The 19,372-nt window shown below is 58.5% G+C and carries 16 protein-coding genes and 1 pseudogene; 6 read left to right on the top strand and 11 right to left on the bottom strand.

Annotation, left to right across the window (positions count from 1 at the left end):
- The 5 genes from ACVDHE_RS00730 to ACVDHE_RS00750 form a co-directional block, all read right to left on the bottom strand.
- Entirely contained in the window at nt 1–2,070 is a 2,070-nt protein-coding gene (locus tag ACVDHE_RS00730) for a protein kinase domain-containing protein (RefSeq protein WP_458885272.1), read from the bottom strand.
- 250 nt (nt 2,071–2,320) lie between these two features.
- A complete protein-coding gene (locus ACVDHE_RS00735; protein WP_458885273.1) occupies nt 2,321–3,682 on the bottom strand; it encodes a trypsin-like peptidase domain-containing protein in 1,362 nt (453 codons plus the stop codon).
- Between the two features lie 37 nt (nt 3,683–3,719).
- Entirely contained in the window at nt 3,720–5,084 is a 1,365-nt protein-coding gene (locus ACVDHE_RS00740; protein WP_458885274.1) for an FHA domain-containing protein, read from the bottom strand.
- Nucleotides 5,085–5,289: 205 nt separating this feature from the next.
- Nucleotides 5,290–5,910: a response regulator transcription factor gene (locus tag ACVDHE_RS00745; RefSeq protein ID WP_325284787.1), complete on the bottom strand. Its 621-nt coding sequence runs from the start codon at nt 5,908–5,910 to the stop codon at nt 5,290–5,292.
- Nucleotides 5,876–7,342 (bottom strand): ATP-binding protein, encoded by a 1,467-nt coding sequence (locus ACVDHE_RS00750; protein WP_458885275.1) that lies wholly within the window; start codon nt 7,340–7,342, stop codon nt 5,876–5,878. The genes ACVDHE_RS00745 and ACVDHE_RS00750 overlap by 35 nt, the downstream gene beginning before the upstream one ends.
- Nucleotides 7,343–7,560: 218 nt before the next feature.
- On the opposite strand from ACVDHE_RS00750, the gene ACVDHE_RS00755 reads away from it, so the two are divergent.
- The 4 genes and pseudogenes from ACVDHE_RS00755 to ACVDHE_RS00770 all read left to right on the top strand — a co-directional run bounded on the left by ACVDHE_RS00755 (nt 7,561) and on the right by ACVDHE_RS00770 (nt 9,610).
- Nucleotides 7,561–7,839, top strand: coding sequence for a MerR family transcriptional regulator (locus ACVDHE_RS00755; protein ID WP_325284785.1), 279 nt, complete (start codon nt 7,561–7,563; stop codon nt 7,837–7,839).
- Between the two features lie 915 nt (nt 7,840–8,754).
- Nucleotides 8,755–8,955 (top strand): annotated as a pseudogene (locus ACVDHE_RS00760) (DUF6809 family protein); the annotation flags it as partial.
- A gap of 91 nt (nt 8,956–9,046) precedes the next feature.
- A complete protein-coding gene (locus ACVDHE_RS00765) occupies nt 9,047–9,280 on the top strand; it encodes a hypothetical protein (protein ID WP_458886197.1) in 234 nt (77 codons plus the stop codon).
- A gap of 60 nt (nt 9,281–9,340) precedes the next feature.
- On the top strand, nt 9,341–9,610 hold the full coding sequence (locus tag ACVDHE_RS00770) for a hypothetical protein (protein WP_458886198.1): 270 nt from the start codon (nt 9,341–9,343) through the stop codon (nt 9,608–9,610).
- Here the strand turns inward: ACVDHE_RS00770 and ACVDHE_RS00775 are convergent.
- The 6 genes from ACVDHE_RS00775 to ACVDHE_RS00800 all read right to left on the bottom strand — a co-directional run bounded on the left by ACVDHE_RS00775 (nt 9,598) and on the right by ACVDHE_RS00800 (nt 17,099).
- Nucleotides 9,598–9,978, bottom strand: coding sequence for a recombinase family protein (locus ACVDHE_RS00775; protein WP_458885276.1), 381 nt, complete (start codon nt 9,976–9,978; stop codon nt 9,598–9,600). The two genes, ACVDHE_RS00770 and ACVDHE_RS00775, sit on opposite strands and share 13 nt — an antisense overlap.
- 383 nt (nt 9,979–10,361) lie before the next feature.
- Nucleotides 10,362–11,513 (bottom strand): S-methyl thiohydantoin desulfurase domain-containing protein, encoded by a 1,152-nt coding sequence (locus ACVDHE_RS00780; RefSeq protein WP_458885277.1) that lies wholly within the window; start codon nt 11,511–11,513, stop codon nt 10,362–10,364.
- Nucleotides 11,514–11,580: 67 nt separating this feature from the next.
- Complete coding sequence (locus tag ACVDHE_RS00785; protein ID WP_458885278.1) at nt 11,581–12,300, bottom strand: aspartate/glutamate racemase family protein; 720 nt, start codon at nt 12,298–12,300, stop codon at nt 11,581–11,583.
- Between the two features lie 40 nt (nt 12,301–12,340).
- Entirely contained in the window at nt 12,341–13,687 is a 1,347-nt protein-coding gene (locus ACVDHE_RS00790) for a purine-cytosine permease family protein (protein ID WP_458885279.1), read from the bottom strand.
- Nucleotides 13,688–13,902: 215 nt separating this feature from the next.
- Nucleotides 13,903–15,348 carry a beta-Ala-His dipeptidase gene (pepD, locus tag ACVDHE_RS00795; RefSeq protein WP_458885280.1) on the bottom strand — a complete coding sequence of 482 codons (1,446 nt, stop codon included), beginning with the start codon at nt 15,346–15,348 and terminating at the stop codon, nt 13,903–13,905.
- A 149-nt stretch (nt 15,349–15,497) separates the two neighbouring features.
- Nucleotides 15,498–17,099, bottom strand: a complete 1,602-nt coding sequence (locus ACVDHE_RS00800) for a PucR family transcriptional regulator (protein ID WP_458885281.1) — start codon at nt 17,097–17,099, stop codon at nt 15,498–15,500.
- 724 nt (nt 17,100–17,823) lie between these two features.
- On the opposite strand from ACVDHE_RS00800, the gene ACVDHE_RS00805 reads away from it, so the two are divergent.
- Together ACVDHE_RS00805 and ACVDHE_RS00810 are read left to right on the top strand one after the other, a co-directional pair.
- Nucleotides 17,824–18,129, top strand: coding sequence for a DUF6809 family protein (locus tag ACVDHE_RS00805; protein WP_458885282.1), 306 nt, complete (start codon nt 17,824–17,826; stop codon nt 18,127–18,129).
- Nucleotides 18,129–19,259 (top strand): tyrosine-type recombinase/integrase, encoded by a 1,131-nt coding sequence (locus ACVDHE_RS00810; RefSeq protein WP_458885283.1) that lies wholly within the window; start codon nt 18,129–18,131, stop codon nt 19,257–19,259. Before ACVDHE_RS00805 ends, ACVDHE_RS00810 begins: the two co-directional genes overlap by 1 nt.
- Nucleotides 19,260–19,372 lie beyond the last annotated feature (113 nt).

Genomic DNA, 19,372 nt, shown 5'->3' on the forward strand with positions numbered 1-19,372 from the left:
TCACATGCTGCCCTGGTCCATCTGATCGAGATAATATTGACAGGACGTGTTACCCGCATCCGCGCCTTTCTGGAACCACTTTCGGGCCTCATCCCGGTTTTGTCCCACACCTCTGCCGTTGAGATAGCAGGTGCCGACCGCCATGTATCCGTTGGAATCCCCCGCCTGTGCCGACTTCATCGCCCAGGAAAATGCCGTGGCGTCACTCTGGGCCACCCCGTTGCCATATAAATAGAGCAGATACAGGCTGTACATCGCTCCACCGTTTCCCAGATCCGCCGCTGTCTGATAAATCTGCAGGGCCTGCCGGAAATCTTCCTCCGAATAAAAATCATAGGCAATGGCGCACATGTCGCCGGATGCCCGGGTACTACCCCGCTGGTGAGCGTCGTTTAGAACGCTCAGGGCAGAATCCAGATCTCTTCGCTCCTCCCAATACTCGCTCCCTGCCATGGAGAGCCAGTCTGCGGCATCCGGATGCCCTTTGTCATCTGCCTGGCGCAGCCGCACCACAGCCGTATCATAATCATCGGCCATATAGGCATCCACGCCGACGTTGAAAAGCTCCTCTGCCGTCAGCTCGGACGTCTGGGTCTGGGCCGCCGGCGGGCTGCCTGTACTGGTCTGCCCGGAGGGCTGTTCCTCTGCCGCAGAGGACGATGCGGTCCCGTTCTGCCCCGGCCGGACCTCCGCAGGCTCAGGATCCTGCTCCGTCTGTCCGCCGGGCTCCTCCGGCTCCTGCTCCGTCTCGTTTCCCGGCAGCATGGGAAGGGTGCCGGCCTCCTCCGCATCCTCTGCCTGGTCCTCCGTTCCCACGGTCTGGACCTCGCTTGCATCCCCGCCAAAGACAGGCTGCCCGCCGCCGGCATCCGGCAGGGAGGGCGACACCGGCATCCCGCCCAGCGCCGCCAGGGATACGCCGACCGCCGCCAGGCAGGCTGCCGCGCCGATCCCCACCTTGGCATACCTGGGCATGCTCTTCCGGCGTGCAGCGGGCTCTTCTTTCCGCTGTTCCAGGTTGTCCTTGGATTCTAATTCGTCCTTCTGGGCCACATACTCCGTCCTGCTCGCTTCTATCTCTTCAGCCGTCGGCTCCTCCCAGGCGCTGCCGTCTGGCTTTACGCCGTACAGCGCACCGTAAAATTCCTCCGCACTCTGCCAGCGGTCCCGGGTTCGGACAGCCAGCCCTTTGAGCAGGGCACGCTCCTGCTCGGGCGTCAAAACCGTGCCCAGAGAGGTGGGCGCTGTCAGCTCATCCGCCTCTCCGCTCCGCTCCACCGCTCTGGGCGGGACCTTCCCGGTCAGGCAGTAGTACAGAGTGGCGCTGAGACTGTATACATCGCTCCAGGGCCCCTGACCGCGGCCCGTGTACTGCTCCAGAGGGGCAAAACCGTGCTTGAGCACCACTGTCATGGTGCGCCCCCCCTCCAGCTCCCGGGCACAGCCAAAGTCCATCAGCTTCACGCCGCCGTCCTTCAGCACCATCACATTGTCAGGACTCACGTCACGGTGGAGGATTCCCGCCCGATGCATGGTCCCCACGGCGGCCACCACCGGTCTCATCAGGTCCAGCAGCTCCTCCGCCGGGATAGGTCCCCGGCGGGCCACCAGCTCCTTCAAGGTTTCTCCCTCCAGAAATTCCATCACCAGATAGGCTGTGTTGTTGGCAGAGAAAAAGTCCATTACACGGACGATCTCCCGCGCTTTGTCCAGCCGGGCCATGGTTCTGGCCTCCTGCAGAAACTGCTCCCGCCCCTTTTTATAAAAGTCCTGCCCTTGGCTGGTGTAGCAGGTCACCCCTAGGGAGACGGAGTTCTCCCGCAGGACAAAGGAAGTGGGGAAATATTCCTTTACTGCCACCAGACGTCCCAAATTCTCGTCCAAACCCAGGTAGGTAATACCGAAGCCGCCCTCTCCCAGAACACGCCCGATCCGGTATCTCCCTTGAAGAAGGGTGCCCGGCGGCAGATGGTGTACGGAAGGGGTGTACTCCTTCGGGTCTTTTCCGCAATGGGGGCAGGGACGTTCTGCTGCCAGGGGCTCCATACAGTAAGGGCAGTAGCGTTCCATCATTTTCACCTCTGCAATACATGAATACAGCAATCCATCTGATTTCCGTCTCTCTATTTGCAGGATAGCACAAGGACTATCCCCTCAGTCCATCTGGTTTCCCTGATCCGCTCCCGCAGCGCCGCCGTCCGGCCCGGGATCAGGTCGCGGCTTCTTTAAACCATGGCGGAGGACTGCCGGGTCAGGAACTCTTCTACTCGGTAGCGTCTGTTGAGCACAATCCCCGGCCGCAGTGTATTCCAAGGGGTGTTTACACCTTGGCCTCCAGGGTGAATCGCTGCTTTTGAGAGCCAAGGGTGAAGCTGTCGCCCACCTTCAGTTCCACCGGCTGATTCGGTTGCAGGCGCGTACCGTCGCTCAGGAATGTACCAAAGGAGGAGCCCAAGTCGGTGAGCGTGGCGCCGCCGTCGGTCAGCCGCACTACACAGTGTCGGCCACTGACGCCTGTGGTGTCAGCCGGAAAGACCAGGTCGTTCTGGTCGGGCAGCCGTCCCAGTCGGAGAGCACCTTCCACTGCGAAACGGCGGCCTGCAAAGATGCCCTCAGTGCCCACCAGACGCAGTTGAGGAAGAACGTCCGCCGGCATGGTTCTTCCGATTGGGTCCGCAGGAGCGGTCTTGGGAAAGACGTCCGCAGGAGCGGTTTTCGGATAGGCGGCATTCTGAATGGGACCGGAATTCGCTGCTGCGCCTCTGGTCGTCTTGGTGCTGACCTTATGAACCGAAACCGCACCTTTTCCTCCGCGGAGGATCACCAGCGCCGCCACCGCAGCCGCGGCGACCACCGCCAGACAAATCAGCACGGTAGGCAGCAGGCTGACGCTGCCCTCCCGGTCGGTAACGAGTGTGTAGGTAAAATCGTGGAGGACGCCGATTTCAATGAGGTTGTCCAGACGGCTGATCACATAATCCACCTGAACCGCCAGAAAGATGTTTTCCTGCATGCCATAGGTATTCAGGCCTATGACATATCCCTCCTCGGTGATCAGCGGGCCGCCGGAGTTTCCGTGATTGATCGTCGCGTCGATTTGGATGACATCGGTGTCGGTTTCCTCCATGTGTGCCATACGGGAGATGGTACCTGTGGTTACCGTGACGGCATCCACCACGGCATTGTAGTCATTGGTCACCTGGTCGCTGGCGCCCGGAAAGCCCAATGCATAGATCGGTTCTCCCGGCTCCGCCAGGCCGGCGGGCATCAGCGAAAGGGCCACCCGCTCCGTCACCACCCGCTCTGCCCGCAGAATGGCGTAGTCCGGATATCCGCCGGACTCATAAACCACATCACAGCGCACGGAATGCTCTGCATCCAGCTGAAAACTGGTCTCCGGCTCCGGTGAAGCATTCCACTCGTCATCCAGCAGGATGTATACCGCCTCTGCTCCTGCTGTCACATGCTGGTTGGTCACAAAAACAGAAGAGGCCTTTCCCGCCTCGCCCACCGCGAAGCCGGAACCGACATTTGCTGAGCCGTCCGGCTGGACGGACAGAATGCGCACCACGCCGTTTCGGGCCTGGGACACGGCACTCTTTTCCGCCGCTTGGGCTGGAAAAGCCATCAGGGTACACAGCAAAAGAGCCAAAATTATGGAAATAGAGTGTTTCTTTTTCATTGTCTCTCCTCCTTTGTCATCCTACGGCAGCGCCGTGTCAGGTCTCTTCTTCCACGCGGAAGCCAATTTTCCTGGAACCCAGATAAAAGCATATCCCTGCCTTTATGTCCGCGGAGGTCCCGGACAGCTTTTTTCCGTCCTCCAGCAGGGTGCCGAACGAGGAACCCAGGTCCGTCAACCGCAAAGTTCCGCCGCTCCAGGTCAGGGAACAGTGATGACTGCTGACACCGCCGGTATCCGGCGGGAAGGAGATAGCACAGGCAGGATCCCGGCCAAAGGTGAGCCCCTGAGACGGAATCTCACGCGCGTCTCCCTGGGTTCCCGGCAGCGGTACTACCCGGAACCTTGGGAGGGCAGAGGCCTCCTCTCTGTACTCATAAGGTCCCACATACTCGGTCTTGCCCATAGGCTGCACCGGCCGAATGTGTTCCGGAGCCGACTTTGCCACGGCAGCTGACTCACGGATCTTCCGGCTTTTCAGCAGGGCAAACGTGATGATGCCGCCTGCGGCAGCCACTGCTGTCACGACCAGGATCGTGCGAAGGATATCAGCCCATCTGCGTTCCGATTTGGCTTGTTCCACCAATTCCTTCACATCGTTTGGAGTCTCCACCGTGCTGAAAGAGACGCTTCCGGAGGAATCTTCCGGCGCCCCGGACGAACCGTTATCCGGCGTACCGCCTGTGTTGTCCCCAGTGGACGGAGTTTGTCCCCCGCCCGTATTCCCTGTATCCAACGTGCCGATCCCATCTGCCGACGGCATGATATAGCCTGATGGAAGGGCTCGGTAGCTGCCGGTGTAAAATCCAATCACTTTATCGTCATTGGTCATGAGAACGCCGATCGGGTAGATGGCATATTCACTCAGGGAAGCATCACCTCCATCCTCCAGAGAGAGGACGGTGTAGCCTTTCTGTGTGGTCAGATCCGTAATGCGGACGCCACGGGAAAAGAAATAATTGGAGTCACCCTTTTTCCCAAGGCCCACAACGGCCAGGGTATCTTTCGTGCTAATACCGTCCAAGGTTGCCAGGGACGGCGCAGTACAGGATTCAATTCGGCTGTCCAAGCGGAACACCGCGATGCCGCTGTCCGCATCTGAAGCGATCAGCTCTGCTACGGTGCTGCTGTCGGTGTCCTTTGCGTCGGTCACTGCATAATAGGTGGCACCGTCTGTCACATCATAGCTGGCTACAGCCCACGTGTCCTCGCTCCCGTCACCGGCCTGAACCTGAACGCCGATACCGGCAGACACGATATTCTCCGCCTCCGCATCTACACCGTATACCCGGACGAGACAGTCATAATAGGCAGGACCGTCTGCTGCGAATGCTGATAGAGACATACTGAGGAGCAGCAGAGCGAACACGACACAGCCGGCCGATCTCAACATATGTTTCATGATAGGGTCTCCTTTCGTATCCTTTTCCTCTGCCACCGTTATACCATGAACAACTGGGCCAAGGTCCAATGCATTTCCCCTCCGATTGCGCGCGGTCAATATCCCCACAGATGGCGTATAATTGAAATTATTATATCATTGCCCCTTTGCCTTTTGTTCCCAAGAAACATAGGAACGGCCCCCACCCATCGGGTGGGGGCCGTTCCTATGTTTCTTGACGAAGCCGCTCTTTGGACTCAATGGACCGGGGGAAGTAGGCAGAAAACACATGGCGCAGTTGCTGTTTATTCTGAAGGCCCAGTTTGTGCAGTATGCTGGTCTGCTGGTTGGCAATGGTTTTTTCAGAGGAACGGAGGGTGACCGCGGTACCCAGCATGTACTGAAACACAGCCATCTCAGCCGGAGTCAGACTTTGCAGAAGCGCGGAGCAAATCAAATGAGCCTGGGGTGTCACTCCTTGGGCCGTTTCCCGGATGGTCGGCAGCAGGAGAGGAAATTGACTTTTCAGCACATAGGCGGAGGCAAAGGCTTTTACGCTGGCCTGCACCACGGTAGCCGGGTCCTCATAAGAGGTTAACAAAATCACCTTTGCCTTGGTGGCCAGCCGGATGCGGCGGGCTGCCAGCACTCCCTCCATGGGGTCTGCTGGCAGCGCCAGGTCCATCAGCACAATGTGAGGGCCGACCTGAGTGGCGGCAAGGAAAGCATCTTCTCCATCCCTGCAGCAAGACACCACTGCAAGATCCGCCTGCGCAGACAGAGTTTGCTGGATCAAATATTGAAAGTCAGGATCATCCTCTACCACTATGATTCGGACTTGTTCCATCCCCTGTCCTCCTTTTCTTCCGCTTCACTGGAAAGAGCAGGGAAAAAGTGCTTCCCTGCCCGGGTTGGGACGATGCCCGGATACTGCCGCCGTGCGCGCTCATCACATTCCAGCAGTAGTACAGCCCCAACCCCAGATTTTCTCCTCCCGTTTTTGTGGTGTAATACGGTTCAAAAATCTGCTTTATTGTCTCCTCGTCCATCCCGCGTCCATTGTCCGTCACGGAAATGACAGCACCGCGCTTGTGGGAGAGATTCCGATAGGCAAGTACTACCTTACCGTTCTTGCCCGCAGCATCCAACCCGTTTACAATTAAATTGCGCAAAACCTCCTCCAAGTGGGCCGGATCGCAAAGCAGCGGCTCAGTGTCACACGTATCAATTTGAACGCTCCCCCTCTTTTCAGCAGAGACATTGAATTCCTCTGCCAAACTATGAAGAAGCTCTGGAATATCGCACCCCTCCGGTAGAAGTGTGATTTTTTCGGAGTAGAGCTGTGTCCGGCTGATAAACTGCTTGAGGTGAGCGGCAGACCGGCGGAGGATATCCACCTCTCGGGCGGATGTTCCCTGAGAGGCCAGGAAGTCAGTGCACCACTCAATTTTTGACAGGTCATTTTTCAGCGCATGGCCCACATACTGGGCATTCTTCTGCAGCACCCGATTCCCGTTGTTCCAGTCGTAGATTTCCCGCCGGAAGCGGATTCCCCATATTCCATCCCGGAACGCATGATAGAGGAAATAGATCAAGACGAACAAAACTACAATTAAATTGATCTGCCAGAGCTTGCTGAAATTGGGAATGCCCAGGGCGTGATAGGGGAAAGCAGATACCAGCCAAAACCACAGCGGCACCAATAGGCTGGCCGCCGCTAAGCGCCGCTGGCGGAAATGCGCGCTCATTCGTTCTTCCAGCAGAGCATGAAACATCACACCGGTGCCAATCAGTCCATAGCACCAGTTATAGATCCCTACGGTCAGGCAAAAGGCCGGGAGATGCTGGAAAGCAATCGTCTGGGTACAGGGAAAAATAATGGAAAGCACCAATGCCGGTAAATATACCAGTAGCCGCAGACAGCGAAACAGACGAGCGTGTGTTTGATCCAGATGGTGGAAGTACAGGCAGAAAATCAACACCGCTGGCATGGACAGATAATAAAATACTGCGCTGAGCAGGGAATACAGCGTTTCCGAAAATCTGATTGTCCAAATTCCTTTCTCAACCAGAATTGGCCCCAGCGTATAAAACAGATATTCCTTCAATGCGCCCACACTGAAGAGCATCCCGCTGCAAAAGCACCAGATATTCAGCCGGCTTTTTGTGTTGGATCCCAAAATCATGCCAAAAATCGCCCAGATCAAAATGGTAAGCACAAGCAGCAATTCGCCTGGAATCCCATCGGTCAAAATATGCATCGCAGGCTGACGATCCATGCCGAACTTCCTCCTTCCTCTCACATTGTTTTTCTTTACTTTACCATAGTTATACAGGCCAAGTCATCATACTCCCAAGAAATATAGGAATATATCAAAGAGGCGGTTAATCTGGACCACCTCTATCCCTTCACAGATACCCCAGGTACTACAAGTCCTTCTGCTCCTTTGTGGAAGTGCATGGAGCGCGAAAAGCCAGATATAAGCGACTGGTCAACATGAAAGAAGTTGTCTACAAAAACTGTGACAAGCTGCCGCTGTTTCTGGATGCGGAAACGGTGGCGAAATTGTTAGGCGTGCCACTATCCAGTGCTTACAGACTCACGCACGAACCAGGCTTTCCGGTATTGCTTGTCGTCAGCCGCATGGTGGTGCCTGAAGAGCAGCTCATCCAATGGGGGGAGCATACGGTGGAGCGTGAAAAAATGAATTTCTTTTTCCAGCAGCGCGACCCGAAACAAAACCGCTTCTTACTTCCAAATGATATCTGGAGATAGGAACTGAAGCCCAAGCATTTGCGATCTACGCCCATCTCTGCTATTTACATATCCACTACAGCGAAAATGCATCACCCAGTACGGACGAAAAATCGCATCCAAACTGCACTTGAGCGAAGATATGGCTGCGGAGCAGATTGCTGTACTCAACCGTCGTGGACGGCTGGACCTAAAGATGTCTCCGGTGTTCAAAAGTACCGACCCACCAACAAGGATTCTTTCTCTTTGTCAATGAACTGTTCTTACTGAGCATCGGTCATGGTGCGGTCGCGGTCTGCGCCTGCCTGCTCTACTGGGAAGACCGCACGCACACATCAGTGCCATCCCGGCTCCCACACTCTCTCAGATGCAGTGTATCTTGCCGCCACCCTGTGATGAAGCGCATCACGAAGTTGACGGATGGGCAGTGGATGAAGCGGACTGGCAACAACCTGTCCGCCATCCTGGCAATCCAGGCGGCAATAGACCATTGCTGCCTGAGCAAATGTTCCGACAGATGAAACAGGCGCCCATGCACCAGTGAGGTAAAGCGCTGTGGCCGCCGCACCAACTCAGGCACAACTGCCCGCAGTGCGGGCAGTTTCAAGGTGTTCCGGGATCGCCGGAAATGAGATCAAAAGAAGGGGGAAATGGGAATTCAGCGGTCGTTACCCCCATCGCTTACGCCCACAAGCAAAAGCAGAGGGTTATCCCGGAGATTTGCCGCTTTCCTCTGCCGTCTCGAAAGAGGGACTTTTGGGGAGGGTAAGCCTTGCGTCGCTATACCTAAAGAAAAGAGCCGAGAAAATGACTGCTCAAGGCATTCTCAACTTTCTGATGCCCCGCTGATTTGTCCCTAGCTATTTCTTGCGAGTTAAGGTATTGCGCCGCTGAATAGCTGAATAGAGGAGGCGACACACAATGGAAGGTTGCAGGATGGCGCTGCACCAGCGGTTCTGTAAGGAGCCGGAGTGTCAGAAGGTCAGAAAGGGGCTGGCGGCAGTTCATCAGGGCCTCCGCCAGGTGCTGGACCGACGGGAGTGGGAACGTCTGCTGAAACTGGCGGACCTGGAGAACGAGCTACAGGATGAAACCTCTTTGGAGAGTTTCCTCTCGGGATTTAAACTTGCGCTGGGCATTGCGGCGGAGCTGGCGCCCGCCTACTCCCTTGGCGGTGACGAGGAGCAGAGGGCCTGTGAGAAGCCCTCCGACGAAGGAGGGAGAAATAATGGCAGAAAAGCGGGCCAACGGCGAGGAAAATATCCGCAAGCGGCAGGACGGACGTTGGGAAGGCCGATATACTGCCGGGTACGACCAGGACGGCAAGCGGATCATCAGGAACGTGCTGGGCAGGACCCAGGCGGAGGTCAAGAGCAAGCTGTCTGTGGCCATTGCGGAGAGCCATCAAACGGACGTGCCCCGCTCCGGGAAATACACGGTGGCGGAATGGCTGCGTCTGTAGTTCGAGTTGCACGCCAAGCCCAACATCCGCCCTTTCACAGCAGGCTACTATCACCGGGCTATGGAAGAGTACACCATTCCCCGAATCGGAACCACCAAGCTGAACAAGTTCACCAGCCGGGAGACCCAGAAGCTGCACAAGAATCTGCTGGAAAATGGGCAGCTGCGGAAAAAGCAGAGGAAGAAACATCCTGGTCTCAGCGGATCTACGGCGCGAGGTGTCCACGCCATGCTCCACAGTGCCCTGGACCGGGCGGTGAAGGAGCGGCTTCTGATTCGAAACCCTGCCGACGGGTGCGTGGGATCCAAGGCACAGCATCAGGAAATGTAAATTCCTACATTCATTTGTTTCAGCTTTTTGATGGAGCTAATAGTTTCCCGGGCATCTCTCCCAAAGCGGCTGAGTGATTTGACGAGGATCAAATCGATCTTTCCTCTCCGGCAGTCTTTCAGGAGTTTCCGATAGCCTGGACGGTTTTTCGTGTGCAGCCCCGATGCTTGGTCCGCGTAAACAGCCACGAATCGCCACATGGGATTACTCTGAATAAAAGCTGTATAATACGCGATCTGGTTTTCCAGGCTTGAATTTTGTTCTTCCTGATTTGTGCTGGTGCAGCAATGGGCTGCAGCCCGCAGCTGCTGGTCCCAAATAGGGCGGTCCTCCTGCGTCTGGGGAATCTCGATCACTTGGTGAAACATAAGAAGCCCTCCATGATCCATACTATCGACCAGTCTATCATGGAGGGCGGGAAAATGAAAAAGCTACATTCTGATTCAAAGAATCAAAATGTAGCTTTTAACATGGAGCTAGTGGGGTGACTCGAACACCTGACCTGCTGATTACGAAACCCATTCCGACCGCAAGCCCTTGCGGGGCAATGCTTTAAGACCGTTTTTCAGGAAAACTCAGCAGGTCAGGGAACTTTTCAGGGCACTGCCTCTCCCCTCTTTTTCACCCGCGTGCGTCGCGGCGTGGGTCGAGGGAAAAACAGACGGATCCTCCGGCGCAGAATATCCGCGTCGGAGGATCCGTGCAAAAGAAGGGAGTGTGGCTGCAACGGCGGTTTGACCCGCCCGCATTTTTACACGTTGTCGTAAGAGAGGTATCCGCCGGTGTAGCCGATGTGGTCGAAGCACTCCTTCCACACGTTCCACCAGGTGCCGTCCGTCAGGAACCACTTGGGATCCACCTTGATGACACCCAGCGCGATCCGCATGCCCTTCTTCACGTCCGCGTTGGACAGCGGCATCCGGGGCTCCACGCCCGCCGCGCCAGCGGGATCCACGCAGTACATGCACGTCAGATCCGGCACGGTCATCAGATCTGCATAGCCGGTCCCGGTCTTTTTCTGCAGCAGCAGGTTCTCGTTCTGGAAATTGACCCGGTAGCTGTCGGTGCCGTCGGTGACATCCAGCGTACCGTAGTCGAAGCCGCCGTGGGTCTCCACCCGGATATCGGTGACCTCGCCCACGCAGACCACCTTGGCCTGGACCAGCCCCTCGCTGACCAGCATCTCAAAGAGCTGCTCCGCCGGGCAGTTGGCTCTGCGCATGATGGCGCCGATCTTCTCACACAGGGTGATGGAGCCGGTGATGATCCGCTTTTCGATGTCCTCCTTGTTCACCAGCCAGCCGGAGATGCCAACCATGTTGCCGAACTCGCCGCAGATGTCCCGGCCGATCTTCTCTGCCAGAGGCGCGTTGTGGGGGTCCGCCAGCTCCACAGTGATCTTGTCGTTGACGCCGTTGGCCAGGGCAATGGGGGTGGTGGGGCAGCCGTTGACATGGAGCAGCAGCGTCTCCAGCGCGGGGACGGCCCGGCCGGCGCCGTCGGCGTCCACCGTGGGGAATCCGGTGATCAGGGACAGCAGCAGCGGGAAGAAGATGCTGAAGCCGCCCAGCTCCACGGGGATATTGTACTGGAGGTCCTTGCCGTAACGGGCCGCCACTTCCTGCAGCAGCGTGAAGGCGTTGGCGGCGTATTTGGAAAAGTCCACGCCCACGATGGCGGCGGGCGCGCCCATGCCGGCGGTGGCAGCTGCGTAGGTCCCCTCGGCCATGTCACCGGGCTTAATCAGGTTCACCGCCAGCTCCGTGCCCGGGTGATCCCGCTTGTAGGCGTTGAGCAGATCCATGCCGCTGGAGATGGAGCCGCCGCCTCCGCCGCCCATCAGCGTGGCGCCCCAGATAATGTCGATCATTCTCTGTTCCGTCAGGATGTTCTTTTCCGCCATGTTGCACAGCTCCTTTTATAAATTTTGGAATTTCTCGAATGAAAACCATGTATCTTCCGAACGCGTCCTATCTTTCCGGCGGCCGCATGTAGGTGATGCGGCTCTGCTTCAGGTGCATCCTGGCCTCCAGCTCCAGCAGCATCACCGCCGCCTGCGCCGCCTCGATCACAGGGATCTCATAGCCCTTTTCCAGAAGGCCCGCCTGCACGTCCTCCGCCACGTTCACCATGGCGGTGCAGCCCAGGGAAACCGCCTGGGCGCCGTCCACGCGGATGGCCTCCTCCGTCTCCGCGATCAGCGCTGCCACCACCTTATCGTGCTGCTGCAGATCCTCCACGGGGATGTCGATGCTCCGCACGCAGCAGACCCGTCCGTCAAAATGGGATTTGGCCACATTGCCCTCAATCAGAGGCAGCACATTGTTCATGACGGTGATGACGGCAATCTTGTCCGCAAGTCCCATGGCCAGGTGCAGGGAGGGCTCGAACCCGCCGAACACCGGGATGTCCACGTACTCCCTGGCAGCCTTCACCGCCGGATCGCCGTAGCAGTTGATGAAGATGCCGTCGCAGCCTTCCTCTTCCGCCTCTTTACACAGGCGCAGGACATCCGGCGCGGAGATCGCCTCATCAAACTCACACTCGATGGAGGGCGGGCCCACCGCGATCTGGACCGTCCGCAGTTCCGTGTCCGGCTGCAGGTACTTTCTGGTGTACTCCACCATTTCAGGCGTGATCACGTCTCCGGTGACGGGGATGATGTTTTTGATGACAATGCCCATGCTCATACCTTCCTTTCCCTGGGCGCAGCAGGCTGGAACCCGTCTCTTATTTTGCGGGGGCCGACTTCTCGGGATAGATATTGCCCAGCTCGTCCTCCACGAAGTCGCCGCCGATATAGATCTTGTCGCTGCCCTTGAAGGCCAGGGACAGAACCAGATAGACCACTCCGGTCACCACGATGGAGTTGATGGCGGCGATGCCCCAGGTGACGGTGAAGCCCACGGCCGCGCCTGCGACCCAGGCGATCAGCGCCACGATGTTGCAGAAGTGATGCCGGGTCCCCTCTCCGTAGTGGTACTCGCCCTTCTTGATGACGAAGTAGTCCACGATGACGATGCCGGCCACCGGCGGGATGGCCGTACCCAGCCAGCCCAGGAAGGTCAGAAAGTAGGCGGTGATGCCCAGGGTGCTCAGTGCGATGCCCACCACGCCGAAGATCGCCGTCAGCACATGCTTGTTGGTCTTGGGGATGATGGTGGTCAGAGCCAGGGTGCCGAAGTAGAGGTTGCCGTCGTTGGAAGTCCACTGGGCGAACACCAGGATCAGCAGAGACCAGTAGCCCAGGATCTGAAGCAGCGCGGTGGGGACGTCCCCAGTGCCGCAGGCGGCGCAGGTGATGTAGCCGGCCATGGTCATGAACACGTTGGCCACCAGGAAGCCCAGCACGGAGCCGCCGGTGGTGGCGCTGAGACTTTTTCCGAACCGTGAGAAGTCGGGCTGGAGACAGGCTCCGAAGGCGTAGCCTCCCACCACGGCCACCACAGCGGTGGAGAGGGTCATGCCGGAGTAGGAGAGGGTGATGTCGTTGAACGCCGACAGGGAGCCGATGCGAACGATGGCCAGGATGCAGGAGGCGATGCACATGACGAGGATCAGGGGGCTGGCCCAGTTGGAGAGCCACTCAATGCCCTTGTACCCCACCAGCGCGGTGGTCATCATCAGCAGGCCGCCCCAGACGCCGGCCACGGTGGAATTGGTGATCCACCCGGCGCCCGGGAACATGGCGTGGATGGTGTCTCCGAAGAAGGTGGCCTGATAGCCGAAGAAGCCCACGGCCACGAACAGCAGCATGACGGAGATGATGTAAGAGCCGATGGTGCCGAAGGACTCCCGCAGCAGCATGGACAGTCCCACGCCGGTCTTGGTGCCCACCCAGCTGAGGAAGCCGCCCAGAACGGCCAGGATCGCGGAGCCGCAGATTGTCGCCAGGAACGCCTCGGACAGGCTCATGCCGCCCACCATGCTGGCACCGATGTAGATGCCGGACAGGGCAATGATCTGCCCCACAAGGGTCGCCACAACGCCGTAGTTGCTGCGGCGGAACTCCTTGGGAACAGGTGCTGTCGACCAGTCGTTTTGAACCAATTTCGCGATTCTCTCCTGATTTTCCACTGATTTTCCCTCCTATTCACAACTTAGGTTACGTTTGATTATAGAGAACTGCCGCGGAAAAGTCGTGGTCGGCGGAGACAGTTTCAGGAGGCGAATTTGAGCGCCAGCGAGAAAGGGGGCCGTCTTCCTGTCAAAAACGCACAAAAAGCCGCCTCCCCTTTTGGTGGGGAGGCGGCGCAGGGTGCTTGAAACAGGGTGGGTTTTCCTTTGGGGCATCAGATCAGCCGTTCCAACACTTTCACGATCAGTTCCGCCGTGATGCGGACGCTGTCGATGTCGCAGGTCTCGTCAGGGGAGTGAACGCCGGTCAGGGAGGGGCCGATGGCGATCATGTCCAGTTTCGGGTTCTTCTCATAGAATGCCCCGCACTCCAGGCCGCCGTGGACCGGCTCCACCACCATATCGGCGCCGGAGATCTCCTTGTAGACCGCGCAGGTGACGGGTACCAGCCGGCTATGGGGATTGACACCCCAGGCAGGCGCGTGGTCGCCCTGGGTATAGGTGAAGCCCAGGGCCTCCGCGATCTGCCGGGAGGCCCGCAGAATCTCCTCCGCCCGGTAGTTCACGCAGCTGCGCTCCATGGCCTCCAATACGATCTCCTCCGGTCCCACGGTGAGCAGGCCCAGGTTCTGGGAACTCTCCACCAAAGAGGAAACAAAGGGGCTCATGGTATTGACTCCGTTAGGCAGAGACGTCAGCAGCGCCAGCAGCGCGTTGCTCACATCGGTATCCAGCCCCGTCGCCGCGGCGTCTCCCTGCCGGACCGCATACACGTAGCCGGGCTCCTTCTCCCCAAAGGCGCTGACGAAGTCCTGCTCGTAGGCCGCTAGCAGATGGACCGCCTTCTGCGCCAGGTCGGACGGCACCAGGACCGCCGCCTGCGCCGCCGCTGGGATGGCGTTCTTGGCCTGACCGCCGGAGAAGGCGGCGATCTTCACCGGGATGTCCGCCTCCGTGAGGCGGGAGAGCGCGGAAGCCATGCATACCAGGGCGTTGGCACGTCCCAGGTTGATCCCCACGCCGGAGTGACCGCCCTGCAGTCCTTTCAGAGTGACCTCCAGCGTCACGTCGCCGTCCGCCGCCGGGATCCGGGCCGCTGTCCGGCTGAGGCGGATGAAATCGCAGCCGGCCGCGGAGTTGCACAGGGAGCCCAGCCACTCCCAGTCCAGATTGATGAGGTAGTCCCCGTCCAGGTACTGGGCCGGCATATCCACCGAGGACATCCCGTCCTCCTCGTTGACGGTGAAAATGACCCGGAGCGGTCCGTGGCGCAGGGTCTCGTCCTGCAGTACGTAAAGGCAAAGGGCTATCCCGATGCCGTCGTCCGCACCCAGGCTGGTACCCTCCGCCCGGAGGACCTTCCCGTCGCTGACGACCTTGATGGGATCGCGGAGCGGATCAAAGGCGACACCCTTCGCCGCCACGCAGACCATGTCCATATGGGCCTGGAGGATGACCCGGGGCGAACCTTCGCAGCCCGGCGCGGCGGGTTTGTCGATGATCACGTCGCCCAGTTCGTCGCAGGTGACGGACAGGCCCCGCTCCCGCGCCCAGTCTGCCAGGTATTTCCCGATCTTCTCCTCGTGGTGGGACGGACGGGGGATCTGCGCGATCTGATCAAATTCCCAAAGGATGATGTCCAACGGCGTAGCATGGCTCATCGTCTGATCGACCTCCTCATAATTTGGTAAGTCTACTATACGCATTTTCGCGGGAAAAGTAATGGTCTGCGCGGTCAATCTTTCCCCCGCATTTTCATCCGTACCGTCAAAGCAAACGCCGCAGAGCGTTCACTCCGCGGCGTTTACCGTCACTGTCCGACCTGGAAATCCCGCAGGCGCCTGATTGCCAGGGCCAAATAGAGATAGTAGGTGGCCGGCATCTGGGTAATGTCGTACCCCAACCGCCGGTTGATCTTGTTCAGCCGGTATTTGACCGTGCTCTCATGGACGTGCAGCACGGACGCGGCGGCGGAGGTGCTCTTGTCGGCGTCGATCAGGTAGGCGCCGAGGGTCTCCCAGGTGTCTTTTTCATCCTTCTGTCCGGCCAGCGGGGCCAGCACGGAAAGCGTATGTTCCAGCGCCGCGGCGTCACCCTGCATCAGGCTGTGGCAGGTCTCGGCAAACAGGAGGTCCTGATGGGTGATGATGCTCTTGTGGGGATAAATGATGCAGGCGGTGGAGCAGTACTGCTCGATCAGCATATAGGCCCTGCGGGCATCCAGAATGGAATCCAGGCCGCCGCACCAGATCAGGACCGTGTCGGGATGGGCGCGGCCGAACTCCGCCATGAAGTCCTGGGCCAGTTCCCCGTCGATGCCCGGATACGGGGCGTCGTTCATGAAGGCCACGATGCCCTGGTCAAACACATCCACGATGGCGGTCTTCTTGGCGCCGCGCAGGTATTCTTTCACCTGCTGCTTCTGCTGGGAGACGGCGTCCTCCGAAACGCCGACCACACCTTTGGGCAGGATGGCCCACATGATGCGCAGTTCATGCAGATCGATGCGCAGATTGCCGGCGATCCGATAGATGTCCCGGTTCTGCTCGTTAAGGATCATCCGGACCAGATCGTCGGAGCTTCCCTTCTTCAGATTGCTGCGCCACAGGTTATAGGAGGTCTCAACGACCTCTCCCGCCTGCTCGCAGAAGTCCCCGTTCAAGCCGCCGGCCTCCGCCATCACATACAGGCGCAGATCCATGTGATGTTTCGTATCCAGGATCAGCTGCCGGACCTCATACTGCTTGTCGTGGTAAGTAAGGCTGGCCGGAAATTCCCCCGGGGCGTCCGCGCAGTCCCGGAAGCCGTCGATCAGTTCCTGGGCCAGCGACGTGGGCCAGATGGCCAGGCCCTGCTCCCTGCCGTCGCTGTCCAGCAGGAGGAAGGAGTAGCGCAGGTGGTCGCTGAGGATGCGGAGGATGCCGGAGGCGGTGCGCTGCCGCTCCCGCATGGCGGAGATTTGCTTCAGCAGCAGCGGCACGAAGCGGGTGGCCTTTTTCCGCTCCTCAAAGATCTTTTCCAGCACCTCGATGATGACCTCGTTGTAGCGGAGGCTGTAATTGTTCACCGGCATAACGATCAGCGGGAAGTCCAGTTCATTGGCCGTGGCGATCAGCTTTTTGTCGATGGTCTTGACGTAGTAGCCCACGTAGTAGAGCACCAGCGCGGACTCCCCCACTTCGTGCAGCCGCCGGATGGCGTTGCACTGGGCCTCCACGTCATCCATGACCGAGGTAAAGGCGGTGATGATCAGTTCGTTTCCCAAAAACAGGGGATCCGCCATGGCAAACACCCGGGCATACTCCAGCACGGAGACGGCAGATACAAATTTATCCAGTCCCCCGTGTCCGGCGATCACATTCGCCTCCTGCAGGGACGGCAGTTTCAGGCAATCGGAAACTGTGATACTCATGGCAAATCCCGCCTTTCGCTTTCACTTCTCCCGAGAATTATACAATGATTTTTGAAAATGTGGTAGCTTTTTTGGAATTCCACAGTCTGATTTTTCCGGCGGGTGCGATCTGCTCAGAGCGGAAAGAAAATGAGCCGCAAACGCAGCGCAAAGGAATACGCCGTTTGTCGCGGCCCGTGAAGGGCTGTGTGAGGCTTTGGCGGAGGGGGCAGCACCAGGGGCGCTGAGGAGGTCACGGGCCGTGTGCGGCCTGTGTGAGCGAAGGTTGGCGAGAAGGTTTTGCGAGGGTATCTCCAGAGGGGAAAACAGCTTGGGAAACGGTACCAGAGCAGCAGTTTTGTGGGTCAAATCCGGCGGTTTCGGCCGGCCGAAAAAAGTACTAGATAAAGGGAGGTGGTCGCTAGCGACCACCTCCCGCCCACAAAGCCCCGCAGTGCGGGGCTTTCCGGGATTATGGTACCGACGTCGGTTTTCGAGATTTTCAAAATCAAGGTGGTCGGTCAGGCAAAAAATCCAGTGTTTCCAAGCGGTTGCGCCGTGTCGGTCCGGTACCAATATTTTTCCTCTCCGAAAATAAAGTAATTGCATCGCTAATCAAAGAAAAGAGCGGGGGAAAATCGCCGCCTGAGCAGTTCTTAACAAATTGATAATTCCGCTCTTTGACCCTGGCTATTCTCCGCGAGTTAGGGTATTGTGTGTCGCTGAATAGGGGAGGTGACACACCATGAAGGATCACATGATGGCCCTGCATCAGCGGTTCTGCAAGGAGCCAGAGTGCCGGGTGGTACGAAAGGATCTGGAGGCGGTCCATCAGGACCTATACCAAGCACTGGACCGCCGAGGGCAGGAGCAGATGTTGAAGCTGGCAGACCTGGGAAACGAGCTGCGGGATGAAACTTCTCTGGAGAGTTTCCTCTCTGGATTTAAGCTGGCGCTGGGGATCGCGGCGGAGCTGGCTCCCTCCTACTCCTTCGATAATGACGAGGAGGAACGAGCCTGCGAAGCCCTCCGGCAAAGGCGGGGTGAGTGATGGCAAAACGACGGGCCAACGGAGAAGGAAACATCCGCAAGCGGAAAGATGGCCGCTGGGAAGGACGGTACACCGCCGGATACGACCAGAACGGCAAGCGGATCATCAGGAACGTGCTGGGCAGGACCCAGGCGGAGGTGAAATCCAAGCTGTCCGTGGCTATCGCAGAAAGCCAGCAGCTGGACGTGTCCCGCTCCGGGGAATACACCGTAGCGGAATGGCTGCGGATCTGGTTCGAGCTGTACGCAAAGCCCAATATCCGCCCCTCTACCGCAGGGTACTACAAAAGAGGGATCGAGCAGTACACTGTCCCCCGGATCGGAACCATCAAGCTGAACAAACTCTCCAGCCGGGAAATTCAGAAGCTGTACAAGGACCTGCTGGAAAGCGGACGGACGCGGAAACAGCAGAAGAAAAAGAAGCCAGGGCTCAGCGGCTCCACTGTGCGTGGTGTCCACATCATGCTCCACAGCGCCCTGGACCGGGCGGTAAAAGAGCGGCTGCTGATCCGTAATCCCGCCGACAGCTGCGTGGTGCCGAAAGCACAGCACCAGGAGGACCTGAAAGCCTATCTGGACGCAGCGGAACGGCGAGGCTCCCTGGCCATGTTCTATCTGGAGTTGGTCAGCGGCATCCGCAAAGGCGAGCTGGTAGCCCTGCAATGGGCGGACCTGGACGTGGAGCAACGAACCATCTCCGTCAGCAAGCAGGCTACCAAAGACGAGGAGAACCACCTGATCGTTGCCCGCCCCAAGACTGAGAATTCCGTCCGGCTGATCTCCATCCCCCAGGAGGCGGTGGAACTACTGATGAGAGAACACGCCAAGCACCCGGACAATCCCTGGCTCTTCCCCTCCTCCCGCACCGGGGCCATGTACCACCCGGATTCCGTGGCTACCCTCCACCAGCGAATCCTGAAAGACGCCGGCTTGGAGCATCTTCGGTTCCACGATCTCCGGCACACCTTCGCTACCCTGGCTCTCCAGAACGGCGTGGACATCAAGACCGTGTCCGCTATGCTGGGACATTACGACGCAGGATTCACTCTGCGGACCTACACCCACACCACGAGGCAGAAGCAGGACGAGGCAGCGCAGACCATGGGGAACCTCATGGCACAGGTGCGGTAACACCCCATCACCTAAACAGAACAGCGCACCGGTTGGGAAGCCGAACTTCCCCGCCGGTGCGCTGCGTTTTTTGCGTGGTGTGGGTCTGCGCGTGGGTCTATAACTTGCCGCCA

Source organism: Dysosmobacter sp. Phy (assembly GCF_054476235.1).

Coding starts and splice junctions, on each gene's coding strand:
- ACVDHE_RS00745 (WP_325284787.1), bottom strand. CDS start 5,910: ATGGAACAAGTCCGAATCATAGTGGTAGAGGATGATCCTGACTTTCAA.
- ACVDHE_RS00765 (WP_458886197.1), top strand. CDS start 9,047: ATGGCAGAAAAGCGGGCCAACGGCGAGGAAAATATCCGCAAGCGGCAG.
- ACVDHE_RS00770 (WP_458886198.1), top strand. CDS start 9,341: ATGGAAGAGTACACCATTCCCCGAATCGGAACCACCAAGCTGAACAAG.
- ACVDHE_RS00780 (WP_458885277.1), bottom strand. CDS start 11,513: ATGGCGGAAAAGAACATCCTGACGGAACAGAGAATGATCGACATTATC.
- ACVDHE_RS00775 (WP_458885276.1), bottom strand. CDS start 9,978: ATGTTTCACCAAGTGATCGAGATTCCCCAGACGCAGGAGGACCGCCCT.
- ACVDHE_RS00810 (WP_458885283.1), top strand. CDS start 18,129: ATGGCAAAACGACGGGCCAACGGAGAAGGAAACATCCGCAAGCGGAAA.
- ACVDHE_RS00740 (WP_458885274.1), bottom strand. CDS start 5,084: ATGAAACATATGTTGAGATCGGCCGGCTGTGTCGTGTTCGCTCTGCTG.
- ACVDHE_RS00800 (WP_458885281.1), bottom strand. CDS start 17,099: ATGAGTATCACAGTTTCCGATTGCCTGAAACTGCCGTCCCTGCAGGAG.
- ACVDHE_RS00755 (WP_325284785.1), top strand. CDS start 7,561: ATGAAAGAAGTTGTCTACAAAAACTGTGACAAGCTGCCGCTGTTTCTG.
- pepD (WP_458885280.1), bottom strand. CDS start 15,348: ATGAGCCATGCTACGCCGTTGGACATCATCCTTTGGGAATTTGATCAG.
- ACVDHE_RS00750 (WP_458885275.1), bottom strand. CDS start 7,342: ATGGATCGTCAGCCTGCGATGCATATTTTGACCGATGGGATTCCAGGC.
- ACVDHE_RS00730 (WP_458885272.1), bottom strand. CDS start 2,070: ATGGAACGCTACTGCCCTTACTGTATGGAGCCCCTGGCAGCAGAACGT.
- ACVDHE_RS00735 (WP_458885273.1), bottom strand. CDS start 3,682: ATGAAAAAGAAACACTCTATTTCCATAATTTTGGCTCTTTTGCTGTGT.
- ACVDHE_RS00785 (WP_458885278.1), bottom strand. CDS start 12,300: ATGAGCATGGGCATTGTCATCAAAAACATCATCCCCGTCACCGGAGAC.
- ACVDHE_RS00805 (WP_458885282.1), top strand. CDS start 17,824: ATGAAGGATCACATGATGGCCCTGCATCAGCGGTTCTGCAAGGAGCCA.